The 22,329-nt window shown below is 70.8% G+C and carries 21 protein-coding genes; 10 read left to right on the top strand and 11 right to left on the bottom strand.

The annotated features are described in order from the left end of the window. Positions 1–23: 23 nt before the first annotated feature. Positions 24–335 carry a DUF2087 domain-containing protein gene (locus AC1DWP_RS06720; protein WP_477613681.1) on the bottom strand — a complete coding sequence of 104 codons (312 nt, stop codon included), beginning with the start codon at positions 333–335 and terminating at the stop codon, positions 24–26. Positions 336–457: 122 nt separating this feature from the next. On the opposite strand from AC1DWP_RS06720, the gene AC1DWP_RS06725 reads away from it, so the two are divergent. Next, on the top strand, positions 458–2,005 hold the full coding sequence (locus AC1DWP_RS06725; protein WP_477613682.1) for an HNH endonuclease signature motif containing protein: 1,548 nt from the start codon (positions 458–460) through the stop codon (positions 2,003–2,005). Positions 2,006–2,035: 30 nt separating this feature from the next. On the opposite strand, the gene AC1DWP_RS06730 is transcribed toward AC1DWP_RS06725, so the two are convergent. Continuing rightward, complete coding sequence (locus AC1DWP_RS06730) at positions 2,036–2,719, bottom strand: alpha/beta hydrolase (protein WP_477613683.1); 684 nt, start codon at positions 2,717–2,719, stop codon at positions 2,036–2,038. A 126-nt stretch (positions 2,720–2,845) separates the two neighbouring features. Here AC1DWP_RS06730 and AC1DWP_RS06735 point away from each other — a divergent pair, with 126 nt between their 5' ends. The 9 genes from AC1DWP_RS06735 (at position 2,846) to rarD (ending at position 11,593) form a co-directional block, all read left to right on the top strand. After that, positions 2,846–3,148: an urease subunit gamma gene (locus AC1DWP_RS06735; protein ID WP_477613684.1), complete on the top strand. Its 303-nt coding sequence runs from the start codon at positions 2,846–2,848 to the stop codon at positions 3,146–3,148. Between the two features lie 66 nt (positions 3,149–3,214). Further along, the gene (gene ureB / locus AC1DWP_RS06740) at positions 3,215–3,523 is read left to right on the top strand and encodes an urease subunit beta (protein ID WP_477613685.1); all 309 of its coding nucleotides are present in this window, start codon (positions 3,215–3,217) and stop codon (positions 3,521–3,523) included. After that, positions 3,516–5,225, top strand: coding sequence for an urease subunit alpha (locus tag AC1DWP_RS06745; RefSeq protein WP_477613686.1), 1,710 nt, complete (start codon positions 3,516–3,518; stop codon positions 5,223–5,225). The genes ureB and AC1DWP_RS06745 overlap by 8 nt, the downstream gene beginning before the upstream one ends. 13 nt (positions 5,226–5,238) lie before the next feature. Next, positions 5,239–5,907 carry an urease accessory protein UreF gene (locus tag AC1DWP_RS06750; RefSeq protein WP_477613687.1) on the top strand — a complete coding sequence of 223 codons (669 nt, stop codon included), beginning with the start codon at positions 5,239–5,241 and terminating at the stop codon, positions 5,905–5,907. Then, on the top strand, positions 5,900–6,685 hold the full coding sequence (gene ureG / locus AC1DWP_RS06755) for an urease accessory protein UreG (protein ID WP_477613688.1): 786 nt from the start codon (positions 5,900–5,902) through the stop codon (positions 6,683–6,685). Before AC1DWP_RS06750 ends, ureG begins: the two co-directional genes overlap by 8 nt. Further along, complete coding sequence (locus tag AC1DWP_RS06760) at positions 6,669–7,379, top strand: urease accessory protein UreD (RefSeq protein ID WP_477613689.1); 711 nt, start codon at positions 6,669–6,671, stop codon at positions 7,377–7,379. The genes ureG and AC1DWP_RS06760 overlap by 17 nt, the downstream gene beginning before the upstream one ends. 159 nt (positions 7,380–7,538) lie before the next feature. Further along, complete coding sequence (locus AC1DWP_RS06765; protein WP_477613690.1) at positions 7,539–9,467, top strand: 2-oxoacid:acceptor oxidoreductase subunit alpha; 1,929 nt, start codon at positions 7,539–7,541, stop codon at positions 9,465–9,467. Beyond that, entirely contained in the window at positions 9,464–10,561 is a 1,098-nt protein-coding gene (locus tag AC1DWP_RS06770) for a 2-oxoacid:ferredoxin oxidoreductase subunit beta (RefSeq protein ID WP_477613691.1), read from the top strand. The genes AC1DWP_RS06765 and AC1DWP_RS06770 overlap by 4 nt, the downstream gene beginning before the upstream one ends. 111 nt (positions 10,562–10,672) lie before the next feature. Beyond that, the gene (rarD, locus tag AC1DWP_RS06775) at positions 10,673–11,593 is read left to right on the top strand and encodes an EamA family transporter RarD (protein WP_477613692.1); all 921 of its coding nucleotides are present in this window, start codon (positions 10,673–10,675) and stop codon (positions 11,591–11,593) included. Between the two features lie 44 nt (positions 11,594–11,637). Here rarD and AC1DWP_RS06780 read toward each other — a convergent pair whose 3' ends face one another. The 9 genes from AC1DWP_RS06780 to AC1DWP_RS06820 all read right to left on the bottom strand — a co-directional run bounded on the left by AC1DWP_RS06780 (position 11,638) and on the right by AC1DWP_RS06820 (position 22,303). Further along, a complete protein-coding gene (locus AC1DWP_RS06780; protein ID WP_477613693.1) occupies positions 11,638–13,902 on the bottom strand; it encodes a glycoside hydrolase family 31 protein in 2,265 nt (754 codons plus the stop codon). Next, positions 13,899–15,050: a glycoside hydrolase family 15 protein gene (locus AC1DWP_RS06785; protein WP_477613694.1), complete on the bottom strand. Its 1,152-nt coding sequence runs from the start codon at positions 15,048–15,050 to the stop codon at positions 13,899–13,901. Before AC1DWP_RS06785 ends, AC1DWP_RS06780 begins: the two co-directional genes overlap by 4 nt. A gap of 68 nt (positions 15,051–15,118) precedes the next feature. Further along, complete coding sequence (locus tag AC1DWP_RS06790) at positions 15,119–16,384, bottom strand: ABC transporter substrate-binding protein (RefSeq protein WP_477613695.1); 1,266 nt, start codon at positions 16,382–16,384, stop codon at positions 15,119–15,121. 68 nt (positions 16,385–16,452) lie between these two features. After that, positions 16,453–17,334: a carbohydrate ABC transporter permease gene (locus AC1DWP_RS06795; RefSeq protein WP_477613696.1), complete on the bottom strand. Its 882-nt coding sequence runs from the start codon at positions 17,332–17,334 to the stop codon at positions 16,453–16,455. Then, positions 17,327–18,208: a carbohydrate ABC transporter permease gene (locus AC1DWP_RS06800; protein ID WP_477613697.1), complete on the bottom strand. Its 882-nt coding sequence runs from the start codon at positions 18,206–18,208 to the stop codon at positions 17,327–17,329. Before AC1DWP_RS06800 ends, AC1DWP_RS06795 begins: the two co-directional genes overlap by 8 nt. Then, a complete protein-coding gene (locus tag AC1DWP_RS06805) occupies positions 18,205–19,419 on the bottom strand; it encodes an ROK family protein (protein WP_477613698.1) in 1,215 nt (404 codons plus the stop codon). Before AC1DWP_RS06805 ends, AC1DWP_RS06800 begins: the two co-directional genes overlap by 4 nt. Positions 19,420–19,519: 100 nt before the next feature. Further along, the gene (locus AC1DWP_RS06810; RefSeq protein WP_477613699.1) at positions 19,520–20,032 is read right to left on the bottom strand and encodes a DinB family protein; all 513 of its coding nucleotides are present in this window, start codon (positions 20,030–20,032) and stop codon (positions 19,520–19,522) included. A gap of 25 nt (positions 20,033–20,057) precedes the next feature. Continuing rightward, a complete protein-coding gene (locus AC1DWP_RS06815; protein ID WP_477613700.1) occupies positions 20,058–20,726 on the bottom strand; it encodes a response regulator transcription factor in 669 nt (222 codons plus the stop codon). Continuing rightward, on the bottom strand, positions 20,714–22,303 hold the full coding sequence (locus tag AC1DWP_RS06820; RefSeq protein ID WP_477613701.1) for a histidine kinase: 1,590 nt from the start codon (positions 22,301–22,303) through the stop codon (positions 20,714–20,716). The genes AC1DWP_RS06815 and AC1DWP_RS06820 overlap by 13 nt, the downstream gene beginning before the upstream one ends. Positions 22,304–22,329: the final 26 nt, after the last annotated feature.

Raw genomic sequence — 22,329 nt, forward strand, 5'->3', positions numbered from 1 at the left:
ACGGCCGGGGAGGATGGCCGCTGCTAGGTCCCGACGACTTCTCCGACCGTCCCACCGGCACGCCAGTAGAGACCGTCGCGGCGCTCGAGGAAGCCCTCCTCGACGAGGTAGCGACGCAGGGCGGCGACGTCGTCGTGCCAGCTGCGCAGGATGTTGTTGACCTGGGTTTCGTCATAGGTCTCACCGATATCGAACTGCTGGGCCAGCTCGTTGAGCACCACCAGCCGTTTGCGGATCTTCGTGGGGATCCTCGAGAGCCTCCCGTCCGCCGTGAGGAACGCTCGCAGAATGGCCTCTCGGTCCTTCAGCGCGTCGTCGAGCACGGGTCGATCCATCCACCGACCGTAACCCTCACAGCCTGAAACCCGCAGTCCTTCGAAACCCTCCCTGGCTTCCCGCGAATGGGGAACGCGCGCACGTCCAGCCGTTGTCAGTGGCTTCCCATAGGATCGAACACATGTTCGAAGATGCCCGCACCGTGGAGGCGACCGACCCGGCCGTCCTCGCGAGCGCGCTCTTCACCCTCACCGACGATGAGATCGAGGGCATGTCTCTGGCGCAGGCCGAGGCGTTGACGGTCGCCACCCAGCGCGTCGTGAGCGCCGCGACGGCGCGACAGCGTTCGGCCATGGAGACGGTCGCCCGACGGTGCGACGAGCAGTCCGAGCGCGACGTGGCCGATGGCGTGGCCGTGGGGATGCGCCCCCACCACCTGTCGGGCCACGCGGTCGCCGCTGGCTCGCTGGCCGCCCTCCTCCATGTCTCACCGCGCACCATGTCGACCCGCATCAGCCACGCCCGTCGCGTCGTCTGCTCCCTGCCCCAGATCCAGGCGCTGGCGTGGTCCGGCGACCTCGAGCCCTACCGCGTGGATGCGGTCGTGTCGGAGTCCCTGGCCGCACCGACCGACCGGTTGCACGAGTTCGAGGCCCGGGTGCTGGAGGGTGGCGCGACCCAGCTCTCCTGCGCCGCTCTCAGGCGTCGAGCGCGTCGCAGCGCCGAACGGTGCAACCGAGAGGAGGCGGCACAAGCAGCCGAGCGGGCCAGGGCTCGGCGTGCCGTCAGCATCCGTCCGGGTGACTGTGCCGGCATGACCCGACTGGTGGTCGACCTGCCGACCCCGACCGCGCTCCGGCTGTGGAGTGCTGTGGACGGGCTCGCCGCGGAGTACGCACGGGCTGAGCCGGGTCTGCGGATGGGCGCCGCTCGCGCCGACGCACTGTCCGACCTCATCGAGGCCAACGCGACGATCAGCACCACGATCGAGCTGGTCGCACCGATTGACTGCGAGCGGCCGGGCTTCGTCGCGCCTCCCGTATCGACGGCGTGCTTGGGCGTCCGCGAGGACGCCCCCGACTCAACCGGAATCCACGCCACAGACGTCCAGTCGCCGATCCCCGACGCTGCTGACCGCGCCGACGACGGTCGCGACCCGGCCGCGCTCGGCTCCGCGGGCACCGACACAGCAGTCGAGCTCACCCAGGTGTCCGGCTGGTACCACGACCTTGGCGGCTGCGAGCAGCTGGACGACGGCGTCCTGCACGACCACGAGGACCGCCTGTGGTTCGTGTCCTCGCACACCGAGGTACCAGTGCTCGGCTCGCTGCTCCCGTCCGACGTGGTCGCCGTGCTGAGCGACCCAGACGTCGTCCTGCGACTGGCCCGCAGCGACTCCGTCACCGGAGCCGTTCGATGGCAGGACCCGACCACCTCCCGACCCGGCGCGGCGACGGCGCGCGCTGTCCGCTCACGGGACGGCACCTGCCGCTTCCCTGGGTGCGCCACCGCGGCCAAGCGGTGCCAGCTCGACCACGTCATCCGTCACCCCGACGGCCCCACCTCCGTCCCCAACCTGCAGTCCCTCTGTGCCACCCATCACGGGTTCAAGCACCATGCCGGGTGGCGGGTAGAGATGGACCCGCTCGGCGTCTGCACGTGGACCGCCCCGGATGGCCGCACCCACACGACGTGGCCGCTTGACCGCCACGGATTCCGCGCGGCCTGACCGCCACACCCCTTTCTACTGGCACCCGGCTCAGGCGCCGACGTGCAGCGCGGCGCAGAGCTCGACGACGACGTCGGCGACGCGGTCGGGCTCGGCGAGGTGCGCCAGGTGGTGACCAACCTCCTGACGGACCACCCACCCCGCGCCGCGCGCGAAGGCCAGCTCGGCGGCATACGTGTCACCGAAGGCAAGGTATGCCGCCGGCCGCACCTCCCAGCCGCGTGGCACCTGGAGGGGCGTCGTGAAGTAGGCGGGCGACAGGCGTGGCGCCTCGCGGATCGCCAGGTCGAGCCAGTCGTCGTCGGGGAAGAGCGCAGCGACGTCGGCGCGGTCCCACCAGAGGGGCCACGGCGGCAGCAGTCCGTCGCGGAGCGGCAGGGAGCCGATGAACTCTGCAAAGGCTGGAGGCGCCAGGCGGGTCTCGGACTCACCCACGGCAGGCAGGGCAGCATCCATGAAGATGGTCGGCACGCCACGATCCAACGCCGCGGCCGGCGCGAAGTACCCGGCATTGCTGTGCGCGACGACCACCGTCGCGCCCTGGTCCGCGACCTGCGAGCGGAAGAACGACAGCACCTCTGACGGGGAGAAGTCGCGGTCCGGGAGCTCGGCGACGGTGGTCGCCATCGCGCGAGCCGTCAGTGCCGCAGCGAGGGGCGCATAGGTCGCCGGACCCAGCAGCGGGCTGGGCAGGACGACAAGGCCGGGCGACACCTTGGGCACGCTAGTCCAGCGAAAGTGCTCGACGCGACGGGTCGGTGTGAGCCCCGGGTGGCGCTGTTGAAACGCCCGCGAAACACTGCCTTGGTCTACTGGGCCAGCACCCGCCAAGGAGGCCGCATGCACCTGTCCCCCGCGGACACCGAGAAGCTCCTGCTTGCGGTGGCCGGGATGGTCGCCCGTGACCGGCTCTCGCGCGGCGTGAAGCTCAACCACCCCGAGGCCGTGGCGCTGCTGTCCACCTGGGTCATCGAGCGCGCTCGCGAAGGCTCGACCGTCGCCGACCTGATGGAGCAGGGTCGCGATGTCCTGCACCGCGACCAGGTCATGGAGGGAGTCGCCGAGATGGTCAGCGATGTGCAGGTCGAGGCGACCTTCCCCGATGGTCGCAAGCTCGTCACCCTCCACCACCCTATCGCCTGAGAGGACGGAACTCCGTTGAGCAGCAACAGTTCTGGACCCGGTGCAATCAGGGTCAAGCCGGGCACCGTGACCATCAATGCCGACCGCACCGACGGCGAGCGGCTCACCCTCGTCATCGTGAACACGGGCGACCGTCCCGTGCAGATCGGCTCGCACCTGCACCTGCCCGACAGCAACACCGCGCTGGACTTCGACCGGGCGGCGGCGCACGGCTTCCGTCTCGACATCCCGAGCGGGACGTCCGTCCGGTTCGAGCCGGGCGTCAGCCGAGAGGTCGCCGCGGTGGCGCTCCGTGGACGACGCCGGGTCCCGGGCCTGCAGGTGCCAGGACAGCGCGTCGGCGAGCGCGGGCCGGACGGTGAGCTCGATGGCTGACCTCGACCGGGATCGCTACGCGGCGATCTACGGCCCCACCACCGGCGACCAGGTGCGTCTCGGCGACACCGACCTGTGGGTCGAGATCGAGGACGACCTCACATTCGGGGGCGAGGAAGCAGTGTTCGGTGGCGGCAAGTCCATCCGGGAGTCGATGGCCCAGGGCACCCGCACGAGCGCCGGCGGGGCGCTGGACACCGTCATCACCAACGCGGTCGTGCTCGACCACTGGGGAGTCATCCGCGCCGACGTCGGCATCCGCCACGGCCGCATCGTCGCGCTCGGCCGCAGTGGCAACCCTGACATCGCGGACGGCGTGCACCCCGACCTGGAGATCGGGCCCGGCACCGACGTGATCTCCGGCGAGGGCCGGATCCTCACGGCCGGCGGGGTCGACCTGCACGTCCACTTCCTGTCGACCAGCCAGGTGCACGAGGCGCTCGCCGCAGGGATCACCACCCTCGGCGGCGGCGGCACGGGACCCTCCGAGGGTTCCAAGGCCACGACCGTCACGCCCGGACCGTGGCACCTCCAGTCAGTCCTTCGAGGGCTCGACCACCTCCCGGTCAACCTGCTACTCATGGGCAAGGGCAACACCGTCAGCGCCGAGGGGCTGCGCGAGCAGGCGCTGGGCGGAGCGGCGGCATACAAGGTGCACGAGGACTGGGGCAGCACCCCGGCCGCCATCGACGCGGCCCTGCGCGCGGCGGACGAGTACGGCCTTCAGGTGGCGCTGCACAGCGACAGCCTCAACGAGGCTGGCTTCGTCGAGTCGACCCTGCGAGCGATCGGTGGGCGGAGCATCCACGCGTTCCACACCGAGGGCGCCGGCGGTGGCCACGCCCCCGACATCATCACCATCGCCGGTCACGCCAACGTGCTGCCCGGCTCGACCAACCCGACGCTCCCCCACACCGTCAACACCGTCGCCGAGCACCTCGACATGTTGATGGTCTGCCACCACCTCAACCCGTCCGTGCCGGAGGACCTCGCCTTCGCAGAGAGCAGGATCCGGGCCAGCACCATTGCGGCAGAAGACATCCTGCACGACCTCGGCGCGCTGTCGATGACGAGCTCGGATGCCCAGGCGATGGGGAGGATCGGCGAGGTCGTCACCCGCACCTGGCAGGTGGCCCACGTCATGAAGGCACGCCTCGGCCCACTGGGCGGCACCATGCCCGCCGACAACGAGCGGGCCCGTCGCTACGTGGCCAAGTACACGATCAACCCGGCCATCGCCCACGGCATCGACCACGAGGTCGGCTCGATCGAAGCGGGCAAGCTCGCCGACCTCGTCCTCTGGGACCCGAAGTTCTTCGGGTGGCGCCCCGACGTCGTCCTCAAGGGAGGAGCGATCGTGTATGCCGCACTCGGCGACCCGAACGCGTCGATCCCCACGCCCCAGCCGGTCCTCATGCGCCCCGCGCTGGTCGGCGAGGGCGGAGCCGGTGCCGACCACTCCCTGGCGTTCGTCGCCCCCGCCGCGCTCCAGGACGGACTGGGCCAGCGGCTCGGCCTGCGACGCACCCTCACCCCGGTGCGTCCCACCCGGGAGGTCACCAAGGCGGACATGATCAACAACGACACGCTCCCGGTCATCGAGGTCGACCCCGAGTCATTCGCGATCCGCATCGACGGTGTCCTCGTCGAACCCGCCCCCGCGACGGAGCTCCCACTCGCCCAACGCTATTCACTCTTCTGAGACTCGACTGTCGATGCTCCCCCACCCCGAGTTCGCCGCGATGCTGCTGGCCGACGGACGCCTCCCTGTCGGCGCTCACACCCAGTCCTCCGGGCTCGAGCCCGCGCTCCTCGGCGGGCTCGAGCCGCGCGACGTCCCCGGACTCATCTCCACCAGGCTGCGCACCGTCGTGCTCGTCGACGCGGCGACGGCCGTCGTCGCGCGCCACCACACCCTGGCCGGCTTGCCCCTCGACGACGTCCAGCTCGCCTGGGCTGCCCGCAACCCCAGCGAGGTGATGCGTGCCGCCTCGGTCGCCGTCGGCCGGGGACAACGCCGCCTGGCGCAGCGGCTCTGGCCCGGCACCGCGACCGCCTCCGCCTTGGCGACGATGCCTGCCCCCGCGCGACCGGTGGCCGTGGGCTCGATGGCTGCCGCCGCGGGCCTGGACGGCGCCCGGACCGCCCGGCTGGTCGCCTATGACGACGTGCAGTCGCTGTGCGCGGCCGCCCTGAAGCTCTGCCCGCTCGACCCCGTCGAGACGACGGAGTGGCTGCTGCACGCCGGGCCCGAGATCGAGGAGGTCGTCGGCGCGGTCGCGCACCTCACCGAGCCGGACGGCATACCCGCGCCGTCGGCGCCGCTCCTGGAGCAGTGGCAGCACGCCCACCCCACCCACCCACGGAGGCTGTTCAGTGCCTGAGACCACCCGGGAGACGACCTCAGAGACCACCCGCGAGACCACGCGTGCCACCACGCGCGCGTTCCGACTCGGCGTCGCCGGGCCGGTCGGCACCGGCAAGTCCTCGCTCATCGCCATGGTCTGCCGCGAGCTCGGCTCAGAGCTCGAGCTGGGCGTCGTCACCAACGACATCTACACCGACGAGGACGCCCGCATGCTGCGGGCCGCCGGCGTCCTCGACCCCGACCGGATCCGCGCCGTCGAGACCGGCGCATGCCCCCACACCGCGATCCGGGACGACGTGACGGCCAACCTCCTCGCCGTGGAGGACCTCGAAGCCGACTTCGCTCCGCTGGACCTCGTCCTGGTCGAGTCCGGCGGGGACAACCTCACGGCGACCTTCTCGCCTGCCCTGGTCGACGCCCAGATCTTCGTGCTCGACGTTGCCGGCGGCGGCGACGTCGTCCGCAAGGGCGGTCCCGGCATCTCGCGGGCCGACCTGCTCGTGGTCAACAAGACCGACCTGGCGCCGCACGTCGGAGTCGACGCCGACCTGATGCAGCGCGAGGGCCGGGACGCCCGCGACGGACGCCCTGTCATCGGCCTGTCCCGCACGGACGCCGCATCGGTGGCCGAGCTGCGCCGGTGGGTGCTGGCCATGCTCGCCTCCCATCGCGGCGGCCGGCATGTCCCCGTCGACCCCGGCCCCATGGCGCCCCACAGCCACCTCGAACAGGTGCACGGCGACGACGCCCACGCCCACCCCCACGACGGCGGTGAGGGTGTCCACGCACACTGAGGTCAACACCGCCAGGGTCGAGCTCTGGCCCGGTCAGGAGCGCAGCCGGCTGGTGCTGGCCGCCGGCCTGCTGACCCCCCGCGTCGTCCGGCACGACGCATCCGGCGCCGAGGTCGCCCTCATCGCCACCACCGCCACCCTCCTCGGCGGCGACGCGCTGCGCCTCTGCGTCGATGTGGGCCCCGGCCTGCGGCTCGACCTGCGCGACGTCGCCGGCACCGTGGCCTACCACGGTCGTGGCCTGGGCTGCGTCATCGACGTTTCCCTGCGAGTCCACGCGGGAGCCACCCTCACCTGGGCCTGCCAACCGCTGGTCGTGGCGGATGGTGCCGAGGTCACGCGCAGCCTGCACGTGGACGTCGCCGAGGGAGGCCGACTCCTGCTGCACGACCAGGTCTCACTGGGACGCAGCGGCCAGGAGGGTGGTCGCCTCGACTGCCACACCACCATGACATATGCCGGCGGGCCGGCCCTCGTGGAGCACCTCGGGGTGCGAGCGGGGCTGGGACCCGGGGCGCTCGGCACCGCGCGGGTGGTCGACTCGGTGACCGCCGTCGGATGGCGACCCGAGACCCCTGCCGGCCACGCGGCATACCGGCTGCACGAACCGGGAGCGGTGAGCAGGCAGCTTGTCACCCAGGCGCACGACTCGACCCTGGCGGCCCTGTGGGCCGACTGGAACCGCCAGCTCTGACGCCCCGGCAGATGCCCGCCGCCAATAACGACATGCCCGGGTGTCCGAAATGCGGGTTGCCCGCATGCGGCGACGGCGGCAGTCATACCATGGAAGAACGTCCGCAGGAGGAGCGCGACGCGCAAGAAACAGCAGATGAACAGGTGGCGGAAACACGTAGTGACGCAGACACAGTCGAGCAGCAAGTCGGTCAAGCGCCTCGATCGGGTCGTGATCCGGTTTGCGGGTGACTCGGGCGACGGCATGCAGCTCACGGGGGACCGCTTCACATCGGAGACCGCCGCGCTGGGCAACGACCTGTCCACCCTCCCCAACTTCCCGGCGGAGATCAGGGCGCCCCAGGGCACCCTTCCCGGCGTCTCCAGCTTCCAGCTGCACTTCGCCGACCACGACGTGCTCACCCCCGGCGACGCCCCTGACGTGCTCGTCGCCATGAACCCCGCGGCGCTCAAGGCCAACCTGCGCGACCTGCCCCGCGGCGCGACGATCATCGCCAACACCGACGAGTTCTCCAAGCGCAACCTCGCCAAGGTGGGTTACGCGGCCAACCCCCTCGAGGACGGCAGCCTCGAGTCCTGGCACGTGCACCCCGTGGCCCTGACGTCGATCACCGTGGAGGCCCTCGCGGCGTTCGAGACCCTGTCCCGCAAGGACAAGGAGCGCGCCAAGAACATGTTCGCGCTCGGGCTGCTGTCGTGGATGTACCACCGCCCGACCACCGGCACCGAGTCGTTCCTGGAGAAGAAGTTCGGCTCCAAGCCCGACATCCTGGCCGCCAACCTCGCTGCCCTGAGGGCCGGTCTGAACTATGGCGAGACCACCGAGGACTTCGTGGTGTCCTACGAGATCGCGCCGGCCAAGATGGCTCCTGGCACCTACCGCAACATCACCGGCAACGCCGCCCTCGCGCTCGGGCTGGTGACCGCCGCTCACCGCGCCGGCATCCCGCTCGTGCTCGGGTCCTACCCCATCACCCCCGCCTCCGACATCCTGCACACCCTGTCGGGGCTCAAGCGCTACGGCGTGACGACCCTGCAGGCCGAGGACGAGATCGCCGGCATCGGAGCCGCCCTCGGCGCCTCGTTCGGCGGCGCCATCGGCGTCACCACGACCTCCGGACCCGGCGTCGCCCTCAAGTCCGAGACCATCGGCCTGGGCGTCTCGCTCGAGCTCCCCCTCGTCATCGTCGACGTGCAGCGCGGCGGCCCCTCGACGGGTCTGCCGACCAAGACCGAGCAGTCCGACCTGCTTCAGGCGATGTTCGGCCGCAACGGCGAGTCGCCGGTGCCGATCATCGCCCCGAAGTCGCCGGCGGACTGCTTCGACGCAGCCGTCGAGGCGGTGCGCATCGCGACGGCCTACCGCACCCCGGTCTTCCTGCTGTCCGACGGCTACCTCGCCAACGGTTCCGAGCCGTGGTCGATCCCCTCGGTGGCCGAGCTCCCCGACCTGACCGTCGAGTTCGCCACGGAGCCCAACGACACCGACGACTCGGGTCAGCCGGTCTTCCACCCGTTCCTGCGCGACGAGGCGACCCTCGCCCGGCCGTGGGCGGTCCCCGGCACTCCCGGTCTCGAGCACCGCATCGGGGGCATCGAGAAGGCCAACATCACCGGCAACATCTCCTACGACCCCGATAACCACGACCTGATGACCCGGCTGCGGGCCGCCAAGGTCGAACGCATCGCCGACACCATCGGCGACCTCGAGGTCGACGACCCGAGCGGCGAGGCACGGGTGCTCGTCCTCGGCTGGGGCTCGACCTACGGCCCGATCGCCGCTGCGGCCCGCAACGTCCGCAACTCCGGCACCGACGTCGCCACCGCCCACCTGCGGCACCTCAACCCGTTCCCGGCCAACACCGGCGAGGTGCTGCGGCGCTATGACAAGGTCCTTGTCCCCGAGATGAACATGGGCCAGCTCGCCCTGCTGCTGCGCGCCAAGTTCCTCGTCGACGTGCACTCCTTCACCCAGGTGCGCGGCCTGCCGTTCACCACTGTCGAGCTCGCCGACGCCATCGTGTCGCTCGCCTCCGGCGACGATCACCCAGCCCCCGACACGGTGGCTGTCAAGGGAGGACACGCATGACCACCGAACTCGGTATGCCGTCCATCGGCGTCCGCAGCGGCACCGCCGGTGTGCCGCGCCTCGCCGACGACGACCCCAAGCAGACGAAGAAGGAGTTCACCTCCGACCAGGAGGTGCGCTGGTGCCCGGGCTGCGGCGACTACGCGATCCTCGCCGCCGTGCAGGGCTTCCTGCCCGAGCTCGGCCTCAAGCGCGAGAACACCGTGTTCGTCTCCGGGATCGGCTGCTCGTCACGCTTCCCCTACTACCTCGACACCTACGGCCTGCACTCGATCCACGGCCGCGCCCCCGCGATCGCCACCGGGCTCGCGACGAGCCGTCCGGACCTGTCGGTGTGGGTCGTGACCGGCGACGGCGACGCCCTGTCGATCGGTGGCAACCACCTCATCCACGCGCTGCGCCGCAACGTCAACCTCACGATCCTGTTGTTCAACAACCAGATCTATGGACTGACCAAGGGGCAGTACTCGCCCACCTCCGAGGTCGGCAAGATCACCAAGTCCACCCCGATGGGTTCGGTCGACCACCCCTTCAACCCGGTGTCACTGGCACTGGGAGCCGAGGCCAGCTTCGTCGCTCGGACGACCGACACGGACCGCAAGCACCTCACCGGGATCCTGCGCGCGGCAGCCGAGCACCGCGGCACCTCCCTCGTCGAGATCTACCAGAACTGCCCGATCTTCAACGACGGCGCCTTCGACCTGATCAAGGACCGCTCCGAGCAGGAGGCCCGCATCGTCCACCTGGTCGACGGCGAGCCCGTGGCCGTCGGACCCGAGGACGACCGGCAGGTGCTGGTCCGCGGCGAGGGCGGCGCGATGGAGTTCGTGCCGCGGGCGGAGTCCTCGGGCCGTGACGTGGTCGTGCACGACGCCGGCGCGGCCGACCCCACCCAGGCCTTCGCGCTCTCGCGGCTCGACTCCCCCCAGATGACGCACGTCCCGATGGGCATCTTCCGCAGCGTCAACCGGCCGACCTACGACGACCTCGTCCGGGCCCAGGTGGACGCCGCGATCGACACCGCGGGCGGCCGCCCCACCGACGCCGACATCGACCAGCTCATCCACGGCCGAGACACCTGGACCGTGGCGTGACGACCCGGCCGGTTCAACCGGCAGTCGAGTGGGCGCGACACGCTGGCGAAGCGGCTGCGGCGCCAGCGTGTCGCGCTCTCTCGACTTCTCCCTGCCCTGCCACCGCCTGAGGTGCCGCGGGACGACGAACAGCGCGGCGCGGCATACGGCCTGCTCGCCTATGCCATCTGGGGGATCTTTCCCCTCTACTTCGCGGCGCTGAAACCCGCCGGCGCCTGGGAGATCCTGTCGCACCGCATCCTGTGGACGCTGCTGCTCTGCGCCCTGGTGCTGGTCGTGCGGCGCGACCTCGGCTGGACCCGGCAGCTGTGGCAGCGACCTCGGCTGGGTCTTGGCGTCACGGCGGCCGCGCTGCTCATCGCCGCGAACTGGGTGATCTACGTGGCGGCGGTGCTGGGCGGCAGGACGACCGAGGCCGCGCTGGGCTACTTCCTCAACCCGATCGTCACAGTGGCGCTGGGCGTCGTCGTCCTGCGCGAACGGCTGCGCCCCCTGCAGTGGGTGGCCGTCGCCATCGGGGCGATCGCCGGCATCTACCTGAGCATCGCCGCGGGCTCGGTTCCGGTCGTCGCCGTCAGCCTCGCGATGTCGTTCGGGCTCTATGGCTTGGTGAAGAAGAAGATCGGCGCGTCCCTGGAGGCCATGCACTCCCTCGCCGCCGAGACGGCGGTGCTCGGCCCGGTCGCCGCGGTGATGCTGGTGGTGCTCACTGCCCGGGGAGACACCACCTTCACGACCGACGGCGGCTGGCACACCACGCTGCTCGTCGCGGCCGGTGTCGCGACGGCCACGCCGCTGCTGCTCTTCGCCGCCGCCGCACGCCGGGTGCCGTTGGTCACGATCGGGCTGCTGCAGTTCATCACGCCGGTGCTCCAGCTCCTCTGCGGGGTGCTGCTCCTCGACGAGCACATGTCCGGCACCCGCTGGATCGGCTTCGGCATCGTCTGGATTGCGTTGGCAGTGCTGAGTTTTGACTCGCTGCGCAACCTCCCGGGCCGCGGCCGCCCGGACGTCGAGGCCGTACTTCCCTGAGCGCCCCCCCCCGACGAGGAGTCGACCTCGCGAGCGAGGGGCCGTCAGTCGGTGAAGACGTCGGCAAGGCCACCGGCCCACGCCTGAGCCCGCGCATAGACGGGGACGACGTCGATCGGCACTGCTCGGTCGACGACCTGGCCGCCGCTGACCGCCCCACCCGTCCACACGTCGACCCAGTCACCCTCGGGGAGGCAGGTCGCCCAGGAGTCGTGCCCGGGCGCGGTCACGGGGTTGACCAACAGGTCGGCCCCGAGCATCCACTGGCGCGGGTGCTGCCAGACGTACGAGTCGTCAGGGTGGTCGAAGAACAGCGGGCGCATCAGCGGCCGGTCCCTCGCGACCGTCACTGCGGCCTGCGCCGCGAGGTAGGAGACCAGGCGTTCCCGGAGCTTGGCGAAACGGCGGAAGACCGGCACGACGCGCTCGTCACCGGTCACGTCGGCGACGTGCCAGGGAGTGCGGTCGCGCAGCGGGAGCTGGTGGTGGTTGAACTCGGAGTGGTACTGCATGATCGGCATGAACGTCGACGCGCCCGCTGCCCGCAGGTAGAGCTCGGCATCGGGCACCGGTCCGGAGAAGCCTGCGAGGTCCCAGCCCCAGTAGACGATCCCGCACGATGCGGCCGTGAGTCCTGCGGTGATGGAGTTGCCGAAGGCCTCCCACGTCGAGTCCTCGTCGCCCGCCCAGAACACGCCGTGCGCCTGCGCTCCGGTGAACCCGCTGCGCGAGAACGTCACCGGCGCCTTGCCGTGCTTGCGCAGGAGGTCGCCGAAAGCCTTGGCGTAGTGCACCGGATACAGGTTGTTGCCCTCGTCGCCCCGGCGCCCGTCGGCGTACTCGAGGTCGTGGCCCCAGGCGTGCTCGCCGCCATCGGTCTTGAACCCGTCGATCCCCAGTCCCTCGACGAGGTAGTCCCGCTTCGCGGTCCACCAGTCGCGGGTGCGCTGGGTCGACAGGTCCGGCATCAGCGACTGGGGGAACCACCAGCCCCGGTTGAGGTATGCCGTGCCGTCGGCTTCGCGCACCGCGTGCCCGCCGTCGACCATCGCGGCCCCCTCCGCGAGCACCTGCTCGTGCAGGCCCTCCTCGGAGCGCGCCGTCTTGAGCAGGGGGATCTGCCAGAGCAGCACCTTGACGTCCCGGCTGTGGAGCTCGTCCACCATCGCCTTGGGATCCGACCACGCACCACCCTCCGGGTAGGTGAAATCCGTTGCTGCGAAGGGTGTCCCGTCGGGACGAACGTCGTACGTCGCATCGCGGGGGATCATGATCCCCTCCTCGTCGCTCCACGCCTCGATCACCACGGCACCGACCGGGATGTCGAGCTCGCGATGCGTGTCCATCCGCGCCATGACGAGCTCCTGGGTGTTCCACTCGTTGCCGGAGGCCCAGAGCCGGAAGACCCAGTCGGGGAGCTCCTCGGCTCGACCCACCTCGTCCAGGAAGGCCGACAGCACCTCGGTCGGCGACCCGTCATAGGTGCCCAGGTCGACCTGGGCCACGGGGCCGCCCCCCGCCTCGACCTCGACGCGCAGCTCGTCCTGCGCACTCGCCCCGACGTCGTACCAGGAGCGACGGGTGGTGCGGAGGTGGAAGCCCCATCCCCCGCCATCCGTCCCGACCACGTGCGCGAAGGGCATGGGCAGGTAGGTGCGCCCATGAGCACCCTGCGACTTGTACTGCTCGAAGACGACGGCGTCGAGGCGACGGCCCTGCTGGTCGAGGTGGTCGAACCGCTCGCCGAACCCGACGACGTGGTCGCCTGGGGCCAGCGCCAGGGCGAACCTGGCCCGATGCACGCCGGTGGTGGTGACCAGCCACTCGACCGAGTCGGCGACCAGTCGCGTGCCGCCGCCGGAGAACCTCGCCTCGAACCCGTCGGGAAGCGTGCGGGTCCAGTGGGCCGGCCGCACCTCGAACCAGTCAGTGGCAACGGCTTCGTCACCCACCGCCGTGAAGCGGTAGGTGTAGCCCGCGTCGTCCTCGACGGGCGGGCTCTGCACTGCCCACCCGCCGTCGCCTCCCAGCGACGCGGCCTGGGCTTCGGCCAGGTGTCCCTCGCCGCCCGCAAGCGCCGCGGCCGAGGCTGCGTCAGCGCGGCGTGGGGTCAGCGGCAGGCTCGTGACGTGACCGGTCGCGTCCCGCCACTCACAGGTGACGCTGACGATGCGGGGATCGGCGACGACGCCGAGGAGAACGCTCTGGCCGGTCTCCGGAAGCACGGGGATGCGCTGGTCGAGTGAGGTCGCATAGGGGTGCTCGATCCCGTGGGGTCGGTGCGTGAGCAGCGGATCTGAGGTGGTCACGGGTGGAGCCCTTCGAGGAGGCCGAGCTCGTCGGCGAGGATCAGGTACATGCCGTGCGACCACAGCAGGGGGGTCGCGACCGGGCCCCAGCGGTCGAGCCACTCCTGGCGAGCGTCCGGGTGCCGCAGGTCGTCAGGGACCTGTTCGGGGAGGTCGCCCTCGGCGGTGGCGTGGTCGGCGATCCACCGCAGGTGCCGCCAGGCGCCGGCGAGGTCTCCGGCGCTGGCCTTGTTCCAGCCGAGCAGGGCACTGAGCAGGAGCCACTGCCCGCCGCCGTAGAACACGTCGGCGCGGAACCGGTGGACGCCGCCGTCGACGTCGAGGTCGGTCCCGACTGCCGCGATGGTCGCGACAGCGATCGGGTCGTCGACTGCGACGACCCCGAACGGCACTATGCAGGCCGGCAGCGACCCGTCGACCGCGGCCGAGCCGAGCCACTTCGACAGGTGGCCGTCGACGACGCCCTCGCCCAGGATGAGGGCCCGTGCCTGCGCGGCCGTTTCGCGCGCCGCCACGGCGCGGTCCGGGTCGAGGACGTCCGAGTCGGCGATCGCAACGAGGCCGCCGTGGATGGCTCCCAAGGTCGAGGTGTGTCGGTGCTCGACGTGCTCCTCCCACCAGTCGTAGCAGGGGAGGTCCCAGAACGCAGCGGTGAAGTCGAGGGCGACCTCGATGCCGGGGAGCCACCGACCCAGGTCGCGCCCGTGCCGCTGAGCGTGCGTGACCACCGACCAGAGCCACATGCCGTAGCCGTCGGTCTGGAAGTCCCACCAGGGGTCCGACCCGTCCTTGCCCGCGAAGGTGAACCGCGTGGGCAGCATCCGGTCCAGCGGGACTGCGGCGCCGGAGGCCTTGAGCACGAGCAGGTCGTCCACCTGGCCACGACGGCCGGCGAGCACCCGGCATACCCAGTCGTGGAACGCCTCGGCGGAGGCGACGTCGCCGAAGCGCGAGATTCCTTCGGCCGTAAAGGATCCGTCACGCAACCACGCATAGCCGCGATAGGCGGAGAAGGTCGGCGAAGCCGGATAGGCGCCGCCCCCGTCCTGGTGCGCCGTGATGACGGCGTGGCTGTGGCGTGCCAGGTCCTGCAGGCGAGTGCGCTCACCGGGCGCCGGGGGCGCAGCGGTGTCGTGGAGAAGAGTCATGGGTCTCTCGTGGTCGAGGAGCTGCCGGGACCTCGTAGGGGGCCGAGGCCCCGGCAGCGACGGACGGGCTACTTGAGCAGCGCGTCGACGGCTTTCTGGGCGTCGGCCAGCGCCGCAGACACGTCCTTGCGCCCGGCAGCGGCCGCGGTGAGCTCCTTGTTGACCGCGTCCTGCATCTCCTGCTGCCGCTCGATGACGGGCGGGAGCGCGGTGGCCTCGAGCGAGTCGAAGACCGCCTTGCGGTTGGCCGGCTTGCCTGCATCGAGGTAGCTCGACAGCTTGGCCTGGTCTGCGACCGGCGGCAGCTCCCAGCTGGTCGCGAGACGTGCCGAGACCATGTCGTCGGACGACGTCAGGAAGGTGACCCACTTCTGGGCCGCGGCCTGGTTCTTGCTCTTGGCCGAGACGACTGCCCCGTTGGTGAACATCGCGGAGGCCTTGGTGGTGTTGCCCGGCTCGACGGCGATGTCCCAGGCGAACTTGGCATCGGCCATGCCGGAGAACATCCAGATCCCCGAGTGCCACATCGCCAGCTTGCCGTCCTTGAACAGCTTCGAGTCGAAGTCGGGCGTGCCGGCGCCCTGGGCCTCGGTCGGCATCGTGGTGCCCGACTTGGCGACCAGGAAGGTCGCGGCCTGCTTGCCGGCGTCCGAGTTGAAGGTCGCGGACTTCTTGTCAGCAGAGAGGAACTCGCCACCGGACTGCGCCAGCGCCTTGTAGAACTCGAAGAAGGACACCGGCTGGTAGTCGCCCCAGACACCCTTGGCCTTGTTGGTCAGCTTCTTGGCCGCGGCCTGCTCGTCAGCCCAGGTCCACGACGACGTGGGCTCGGCAACCCCGGCCGCCTTGAAGAGGTCCTTGTTGTAGAACAGGACGACGTTGGAGAACGACTCCGGCAGCCCGTACTGCTTGCCGTCCGCGCTGAACGCGTCGAGCAGGGACTTCTTGTACGCCGCGCCCTTGACGCCCTTGAGCTCCGCGAGCGAGCCGTTGGAGGAGTACGTCACGAAGTTCTCGTAGTTGAGCTCGAAGGCGTCGCCCGCCGTCCCGCCCGCCACGGCGGTCTGAAGCTTGGTGAAGTAGGCGTCGTAGGGGGTGGTCTCGATCTGCACGGTGATGTCGGGGTTGGCCTTCTCGAAGGCTGCCTTGATCGCGTCGAGGTCCTTCTCGTGTCCGCCGTTGGCGGAGAAGTTCATGTAGCGGATGGTGGTCTTCCCACCGGACGCCGCGGCGTCGACCGACTTGGTGGCCGACCCCTGCGCGCAGGCGCCGAGCGCCAGCACCAGACCGGCAGCGATGACAGGCGCGACGCTGCGCCTGGCGATGTTCCTCATGGTGTTTCCTTTCGGGCCTGCCGCGTTCCGGTTGGCGCGCGGTCGGGACTGCTTGGGGGTGCGGGTGACTACTTGATGCCGGTGTGCGCGACGCCGGCGATGATGTGCCGCTGGGCCAGGAGGTAGACCACGGCGATGGGGAGGATGGAGAAGACCGAGCCAGCCATGACGACGTCCCACTGCGTCGTGAACTGGCCCTGCAGGGTCGCCAGCCCGAGCGGCAGGGTCATGAACTCGGGAGAGCGGATGACGACCAGGGGCCACAGGAAGCTGTTCCAGCTGCCCATGAAGGCGAACACGGCGACCGTCGCCAGCGCGGGTCGGATGAGCGGCAGGATGATCGTGACGAAGATGCGCAGGTGTCCGGCACCGTCGATCGTGGCTGCCTCGTCGAGCTCACGCGGCACGGACTCCACTGCCTGCCGCAGTAGGAAGACCCCGAACGCCGAGGCGATCGACGGCGCGAGCAGCGCCATGTAGGTGTCCTGCAGGTTGAGCGACTTCATCTCGATGAACAGCGGCACGACCAGGACCTGCATCGGCACCATCAGCGTGGCGAGGTACAGCGCGAAGACGACGCCCTTGCCGCGGAACTTGAGCCGCGCGAAGCCATAGGCCGCCATCGACCCGGTCACGAGCTGCAGGAGCGTCGACACCACCGCGACCCACAGCGAGTTGGCGACGATGCGCCACATCGGCAGGGCGTCCAGGAGCGTCCGGTATGCCGCCAGCGTCGGGTTCTCGACGAACAGCTTGGGCCCGCCGGCGAGACTTCCCTCCGGCGTGATCGAGGTGACGACGGTCCACAGGAACGGGAAGAGCATGACGACCGCGCCGGCCAGCACCGCGGCATACCGAAGGACGGTCCAGGCCGACAGCGGTCGGCGCGGTCGCGAAGGCGCGGTGACCTGGGTGGCAGGCGGGGCCAACGGCGTCAGCGTGTCAGGCATAGTTCACCCACCGTCGCTGGCCGCGGATCTGGACCACGGTGATGAGCAGGATGACCGCGAACAGGATCCACGAGAGCGCGCTCGCCTCGCCGGCCCGGCCATAGCGGAAGGTGAGGTCGTAGACCTGGCCGACGACGACCTGGCTCGACCCGGACGGGCCCCCGCCCGTCATGACGTAGACCTGGTCGAAGACCTGGAAACCGTTGATCAGCGAGATGACCACGACGAAGAACGTCGACGGGGACAGCAACGGCAGGGTGATCCGCCAGAAGCGCTGCCACGAGTTGGCGCCGTCCGCCCAGGCCGCCTCGAGGACGTCCTGGGGGATCGCCTGCAGCCCGGCCAGCATGATGACCATGACGAAGCCCAGGTCCTTCCACGCCGAGGAGAGGATGACGGCGGGCAGCGCCCAGTTCGGGTCGGTCCACCACCCGGGCTGCGGCGCGCCGACGGCTCCGAGCAGCGTGTTGACCAGGCCGTTGGTGGGGTTGAGCAGCCACTTCCAGACCAGCGCCACGACCACCCAGCTCGTCACGACGGGCAGGAAGTAGGCCGCGCGGAAGAACGACCGTCCCGCGAGCTTCTGGTTGAGCGCGAGGGCGAGCGCCAGTCCGCCGGTGAACACCAGCGGCAGGTAGCCGGCGCAGTAGATCAACGTGTGCAGGAAGACGCTGCGCGTGCCGGGGTCGGTCAGGAGGCCGCGGTAGTTGTCGAGGCCCACCCAGCGCATCGGGGAAATGAGGTTCCACTCGTGCAGGCTGACCCAGATCGACGAGGCCATCGGGGTCGCGGTGAACAGAACGAGGGGGATGGCGCTCGGCGCGAGGAAGAAGACGACCCAGCCCAGGTTGCGCCACCGGGCCCGGCCGGTCACGAGACACCGCCCACGGCAGCCGTCTGCATGCGCTCGCGCACCAGCTCGCCCTGCGCCCCGGCCGTCTCGGCGTCGAATGGTGCTGCGAGGACGAGCGATGCGGCGCCGACCGCCCACTGGTCCTCGGTCCAGGACTCGACGGCACAACGGATTCCGCGACGAGTCGGCATCAGGCAGGCGCGGAAGGAGTCCTCGAAACCGTTCTCCCAGAACTCCCACTCGGTCATGCCCTCGCCCATGAGGAGGACCAGCTCGGGATCGAGGACGTTCACGACGCCGGCGAGCGCGCTGCCGAGCATCCGGCCCGCCTCGCGATAGACGGCAAGGGCATCGGCGTTGCCTCCGCGGGCCTCGCGGACGAGGTCCTTGATGGTGTCGCCGGCGTGGATCACACCGCGCTCCGTGGCAGCGGCGACCAGACCGGACTCGCCGATGTGCGCCTCGAGGCAGCCGGTGTTTCCGCAGCCGCACACCGGGCCGTCGACGGTCACGGGGATGTGGCCGATCTCGCCGGCTCCACCGTGGGCCCCCCGGCTGACCGATCCCTGCTGGACGATGCCGAGCCCGACCCCGAAACCGATCGTCACGACGAGGTAGGACTCGTGTGACCGCCCGATCCCGTAGACGCTCTCCGCCGCCGCGAGCGTGTTCACGTCGTTGTCCACGAGGACGGGCACTCCGAGCGCCTCCCGCAGTCGAGGACCCACCGGCGCCCGGTCCCATCCGAGCGTGGGGGCGTCGACGATGCCCGATGCCTGGGAGTCGACCGCGCCGGGCAACCCGACGCCGACCCCGAGCAGTCGACCCTCGTGCTGCGCCACTGCCTCGCGCAGGATGTCCGCCAAGGCGTCCAGCGCGGCCGGTCGGGCGGCGTCGAAGGGCACCGCCCTGGAGGAACGCACCGTGCCGTCGAGGTCGATGGACACCAGCGCGACGTGGTTCGGGGTGACCTTGGCTCCGATGGCACCGCCGGCACTGCGCACCAGTCCCAGGAGCGTGGCCGGACGACCGCCCTGGCTCGGCACCGACTCGAGCTCGGTCACGAGCTCGCGGGCGAGGAGCTCCTTGATCGTCTGGGTCACGGTCGCCGGGCTGACCCCCAGCACCCGGGCGATGTCGGCACGGGACGAGGGACCACGGGTGCCGAGGAGGCCGAGGACGGCGGCACGCACGAGGTTGCCACGTGCGGCAACTGGTCCGGTCGGAGACATCTGTGGCTCACCCTTTGTTTGATACTAAATTTAGGGTGAACCTAAGTCGCGATCACGCTGCTGTCAACCCCCTCGACGAAATTGCCGCAGGGGTGCAGGGTCAGCGCGGCACGTGGTGGCCGGTGCCGCCGTCGATCAGCTCGCGCAGGATGTCGGCGTGACCGGCATGGCGGACGGTGTCCTCGATCATGTGCACGAGCACCCAGCGCAGGCTCACCGTCCGACCGGTGTAGGCCGTGCCGGTGTGGTCGAGCGACAGCTCGTGGATCGCGGCGTCCGCTGCCGCCCAGGCCCGTCGGTAGAAGGCCACGATCTCGTCGGTGGCCTCGCCCTGAGCGGCCCGCATGTCGGCCTCGGGGTCGTCGGAGATGTCGGTGAGCGGCTCGGCGGGACGCCCGAACGTCTCGCAGAACCAGCCGTACTCGGCGTTGGCGAGGTGCTTGACCAGCCCCACGAGGTTGGTGCCGCTGGGCACCATGGGTCGGCGGATGTCCTGGTCCGACAGGCCCTCCAGCTTCCACACCATCACGTCGCGATGGCTCTGCAGCGCCGCCAGGAGGACGGCCTTCTCGTCGGCGACGAACGGAGAGGTCTCGGCGGATTCTGGCGTCATCACCCGAGGCTAGCGACGGCTGGTGTCACCCGAGCCGGCGACGGCTGCTGTCGCCCGAGCCGAGCCAGGCGAGCGCAGACAAGACCCGACGGTTGGCGAACTGGTCGTCGGGCAGCTGCAGCTTGGCGAAGACGTGCTGGGCGTGCACCTCGACGGTGCGTTCACTGATGTCGAGTCGTCGGGCGATGCCAGCGTTGGTCATCCCCTCGGCAATCAGGCCGAGGACCTCGCGCTCACGATCCGTGAGCCCGCTCGGCCCTTGGTCCGGCCCGCCCGGCAACAGGTCGGCGACGATCGAGGGGTCGACGACGCACTCGCCGGCGGCGATGCGCCTCAGGGCGTCGACCAGGGTGCTCGCCTCGAGCACCCGGTCCTTGAGGAGGTAGCCCACGCCTCCGGACGCACCCTCGAGCAGAGGCAGGACGAACTCCACCTCGACGTGCTGGGACAGGACGAGCACCCCCGTCGAGGGGTACAGCGAACGGATCGTGGCAGCGGCCCGAAGTCCCTCGTCGGTGAACGTCGGGGGCAACCGGATGTCGAGCAGGGCCACGTCCGGCCGGTCCACCGCCACGACGGCCATCAGCCCCTCGAGGTCACCCACCTCGGCCACCACGTCGACGCCCGCACGCTCGAGGGTGCGCACGATCCCCTCGCGTGTCAGCAGCTGGTCCTCGACGACTACGACGCGCACGGCAGCACCACGGTCAGCACCCCGTCAGCATGGCCGACCCGTCCACCGAGCGCCTCCACCATGTCGGGGAGCACCCCGGCGAGGTCCGGGGGACCCCCCGCGACGCGCAGCGTCATCGCGGTGGCACCAACCCGCGCTTCGCCGGCCACCTCCACCGCCCCTGCGAAAGTCACCTCGACCTCCACGGTGACCCCCGCGGGATCCCCCCGTGAGACCGAGTCGGACACCACGGCATACGCGGCACGCTCGACCGGCGCTGGGAGGCGTCCGTGGGGAAGCCCCTCAGGCCTGGTGCCGACCACGAGCGGCACAGCCGACCGGCGGGCCAGGCTGCGCAGCGCGGGGCCCAGCCCGCTGGTGGCCAGCAGCGGGGGGTACAGCCCGTGCGACAGCTCACGCAGGTCCTCCAGCGCCTGCTTGGCCTGACCCAGGCAGCTCTCGAGGACGGGCCGTTCGGGATGCCCGGGCGGCAGGTCCGCGAGCGCGCCGCGCAGATCGAGGCCGAGGGCGAGGAGCTGTTGCTGGACTCCGTCGTGAAGGTCCCGCTCGAGGCGGCGGCGCTCGCGGTCGCCCAGCTCGACCACCAGCGAGCGGGACCTCGACACCCGGCGGACGCGCGCTGCCAGCGCCGCGGACAGCCGCTCGTTGTCCAGGGTGAGCCGAGCGGGCACGTCGAGTGCGTGCTCGAGGTCGGGGAGGGCATCGCGCGAACCCTGTTCGACGGCTGCGGTGACCGCGCCGGCCCAGCGCAACCGCGTCGCTCCCGGGGTCGGCGGGCGCCGGGCCACCCCCGCCGGCGTGACCCAGCCACCCTCGTCGGGCACCCAGTAGGACACCTCGACGTCGTCGTCGCCCCACGCCTCGCGAAGGACGTCCGCAAAGGGGCGCCCTGAGCGAAGGGTGTCCACGAGGCCCCTGAGCCGCCGCTGGGCGATCGCGCCGCGATAGTCCTCCACGGCGACCACCCCGGTGGCTGCCACGAGGGCCATGGCGCCCCCGACTTCGGCGCTCACGAGGGCGGCAACCAGGCCCGCGGCCACGAGGGCGCTTCCCGCCGCCGATCCCCTCTGCCACCTCCTGGCCCACGCTCCGGCCCACCTCCCGGCCCGTCCCCCGGCCCACCTTCCGGCCAGGTCTGGTCTCGCGGCGTGGACCCCCAGGGCAACGACCCCCAGCACCGGACCGACGGCCGACAACCATTCCGCCACGACCGGGTGTGGTGCGAGGACGACTTCGCTGGGACGGCAGTCGACACAGCCCAGCTGCAGGAAGGGGTCGTAGACGAGCGCGCGCACGGGTCCAGCGAGCAGGGCCCCCGACAGGGCGACCCACGCGCCCCGCCGCGGCACGAGCACGGCAGACGCCCCCAACAGCCCCGCCATCGGGCCCAGGGCGATGCCGAGGTCACGCGCCCGCAGGGCCGTCGTGGGGTCGTCGACCGCCGAAAACGCAACGAGGGCAACGCCACCCACGACGAGGACGGCATACCGGCGCCGCTGTCGTCCGACCACGAGGCCGAGAGCGCCGACCACCACGACGGCCACGCCCAGTCCCACGGTCATCGCGAAGTCAGCCATCAGCCACGTCCGGCGAGGGCTGGCCA

The sequence above is a fragment of the Pedococcus sp. P2_F6 genome, assembly GCF_056403675.1.

Excerpts from the sequence above, each read along its gene's own strand:
- AC1DWP_RS06720 (WP_477613681.1), bottom strand. The coding sequence starts at position 335 with ATGGATCGACCCGTGCTCGACGACGCGCTGAAGGACCGAGAGGCCATT.
- AC1DWP_RS06725 (WP_477613682.1), top strand. The coding sequence starts at position 458 with ATGTTCGAAGATGCCCGCACCGTGGAGGCGACCGACCCGGCCGTCCTC.
- AC1DWP_RS06735 (WP_477613684.1), top strand. The coding sequence starts at position 2,846 with ATGCACCTGTCCCCCGCGGACACCGAGAAGCTCCTGCTTGCGGTGGCC.
- AC1DWP_RS06745 (WP_477613686.1), top strand. The coding sequence starts at position 3,516 with ATGGCTGACCTCGACCGGGATCGCTACGCGGCGATCTACGGCCCCACC.
- AC1DWP_RS06750 (WP_477613687.1), top strand. The coding sequence starts at position 5,239 with ATGCTCCCCCACCCCGAGTTCGCCGCGATGCTGCTGGCCGACGGACGC.
- AC1DWP_RS06770 (WP_477613691.1), top strand. The coding sequence starts at position 9,464 with ATGACCACCGAACTCGGTATGCCGTCCATCGGCGTCCGCAGCGGCACC.
- AC1DWP_RS06785 (WP_477613694.1), bottom strand. The coding sequence starts at position 15,050 with ATGACTCTTCTCCACGACACCGCTGCGCCCCCGGCGCCCGGTGAGCGC.
- AC1DWP_RS06790 (WP_477613695.1), bottom strand. The coding sequence starts at position 16,384 with ATGAGGAACATCGCCAGGCGCAGCGTCGCGCCTGTCATCGCTGCCGGT.
- AC1DWP_RS06795 (WP_477613696.1), bottom strand. The coding sequence starts at position 17,334 with ATGCCTGACACGCTGACGCCGTTGGCCCCGCCTGCCACCCAGGTCACC.
- AC1DWP_RS06805 (WP_477613698.1), bottom strand. The coding sequence starts at position 19,419 with ATGTCTCCGACCGGACCAGTTGCCGCACGTGGCAACCTCGTGCGTGCC.
- AC1DWP_RS06810 (WP_477613699.1), bottom strand. The coding sequence starts at position 20,032 with ATGACGCCAGAATCCGCCGAGACCTCTCCGTTCGTCGCCGACGAGAAG.
- AC1DWP_RS06820 (WP_477613701.1), bottom strand. The coding sequence starts at position 22,303 with ATGGCTGACTTCGCGATGACCGTGGGACTGGGCGTGGCCGTCGTGGTG.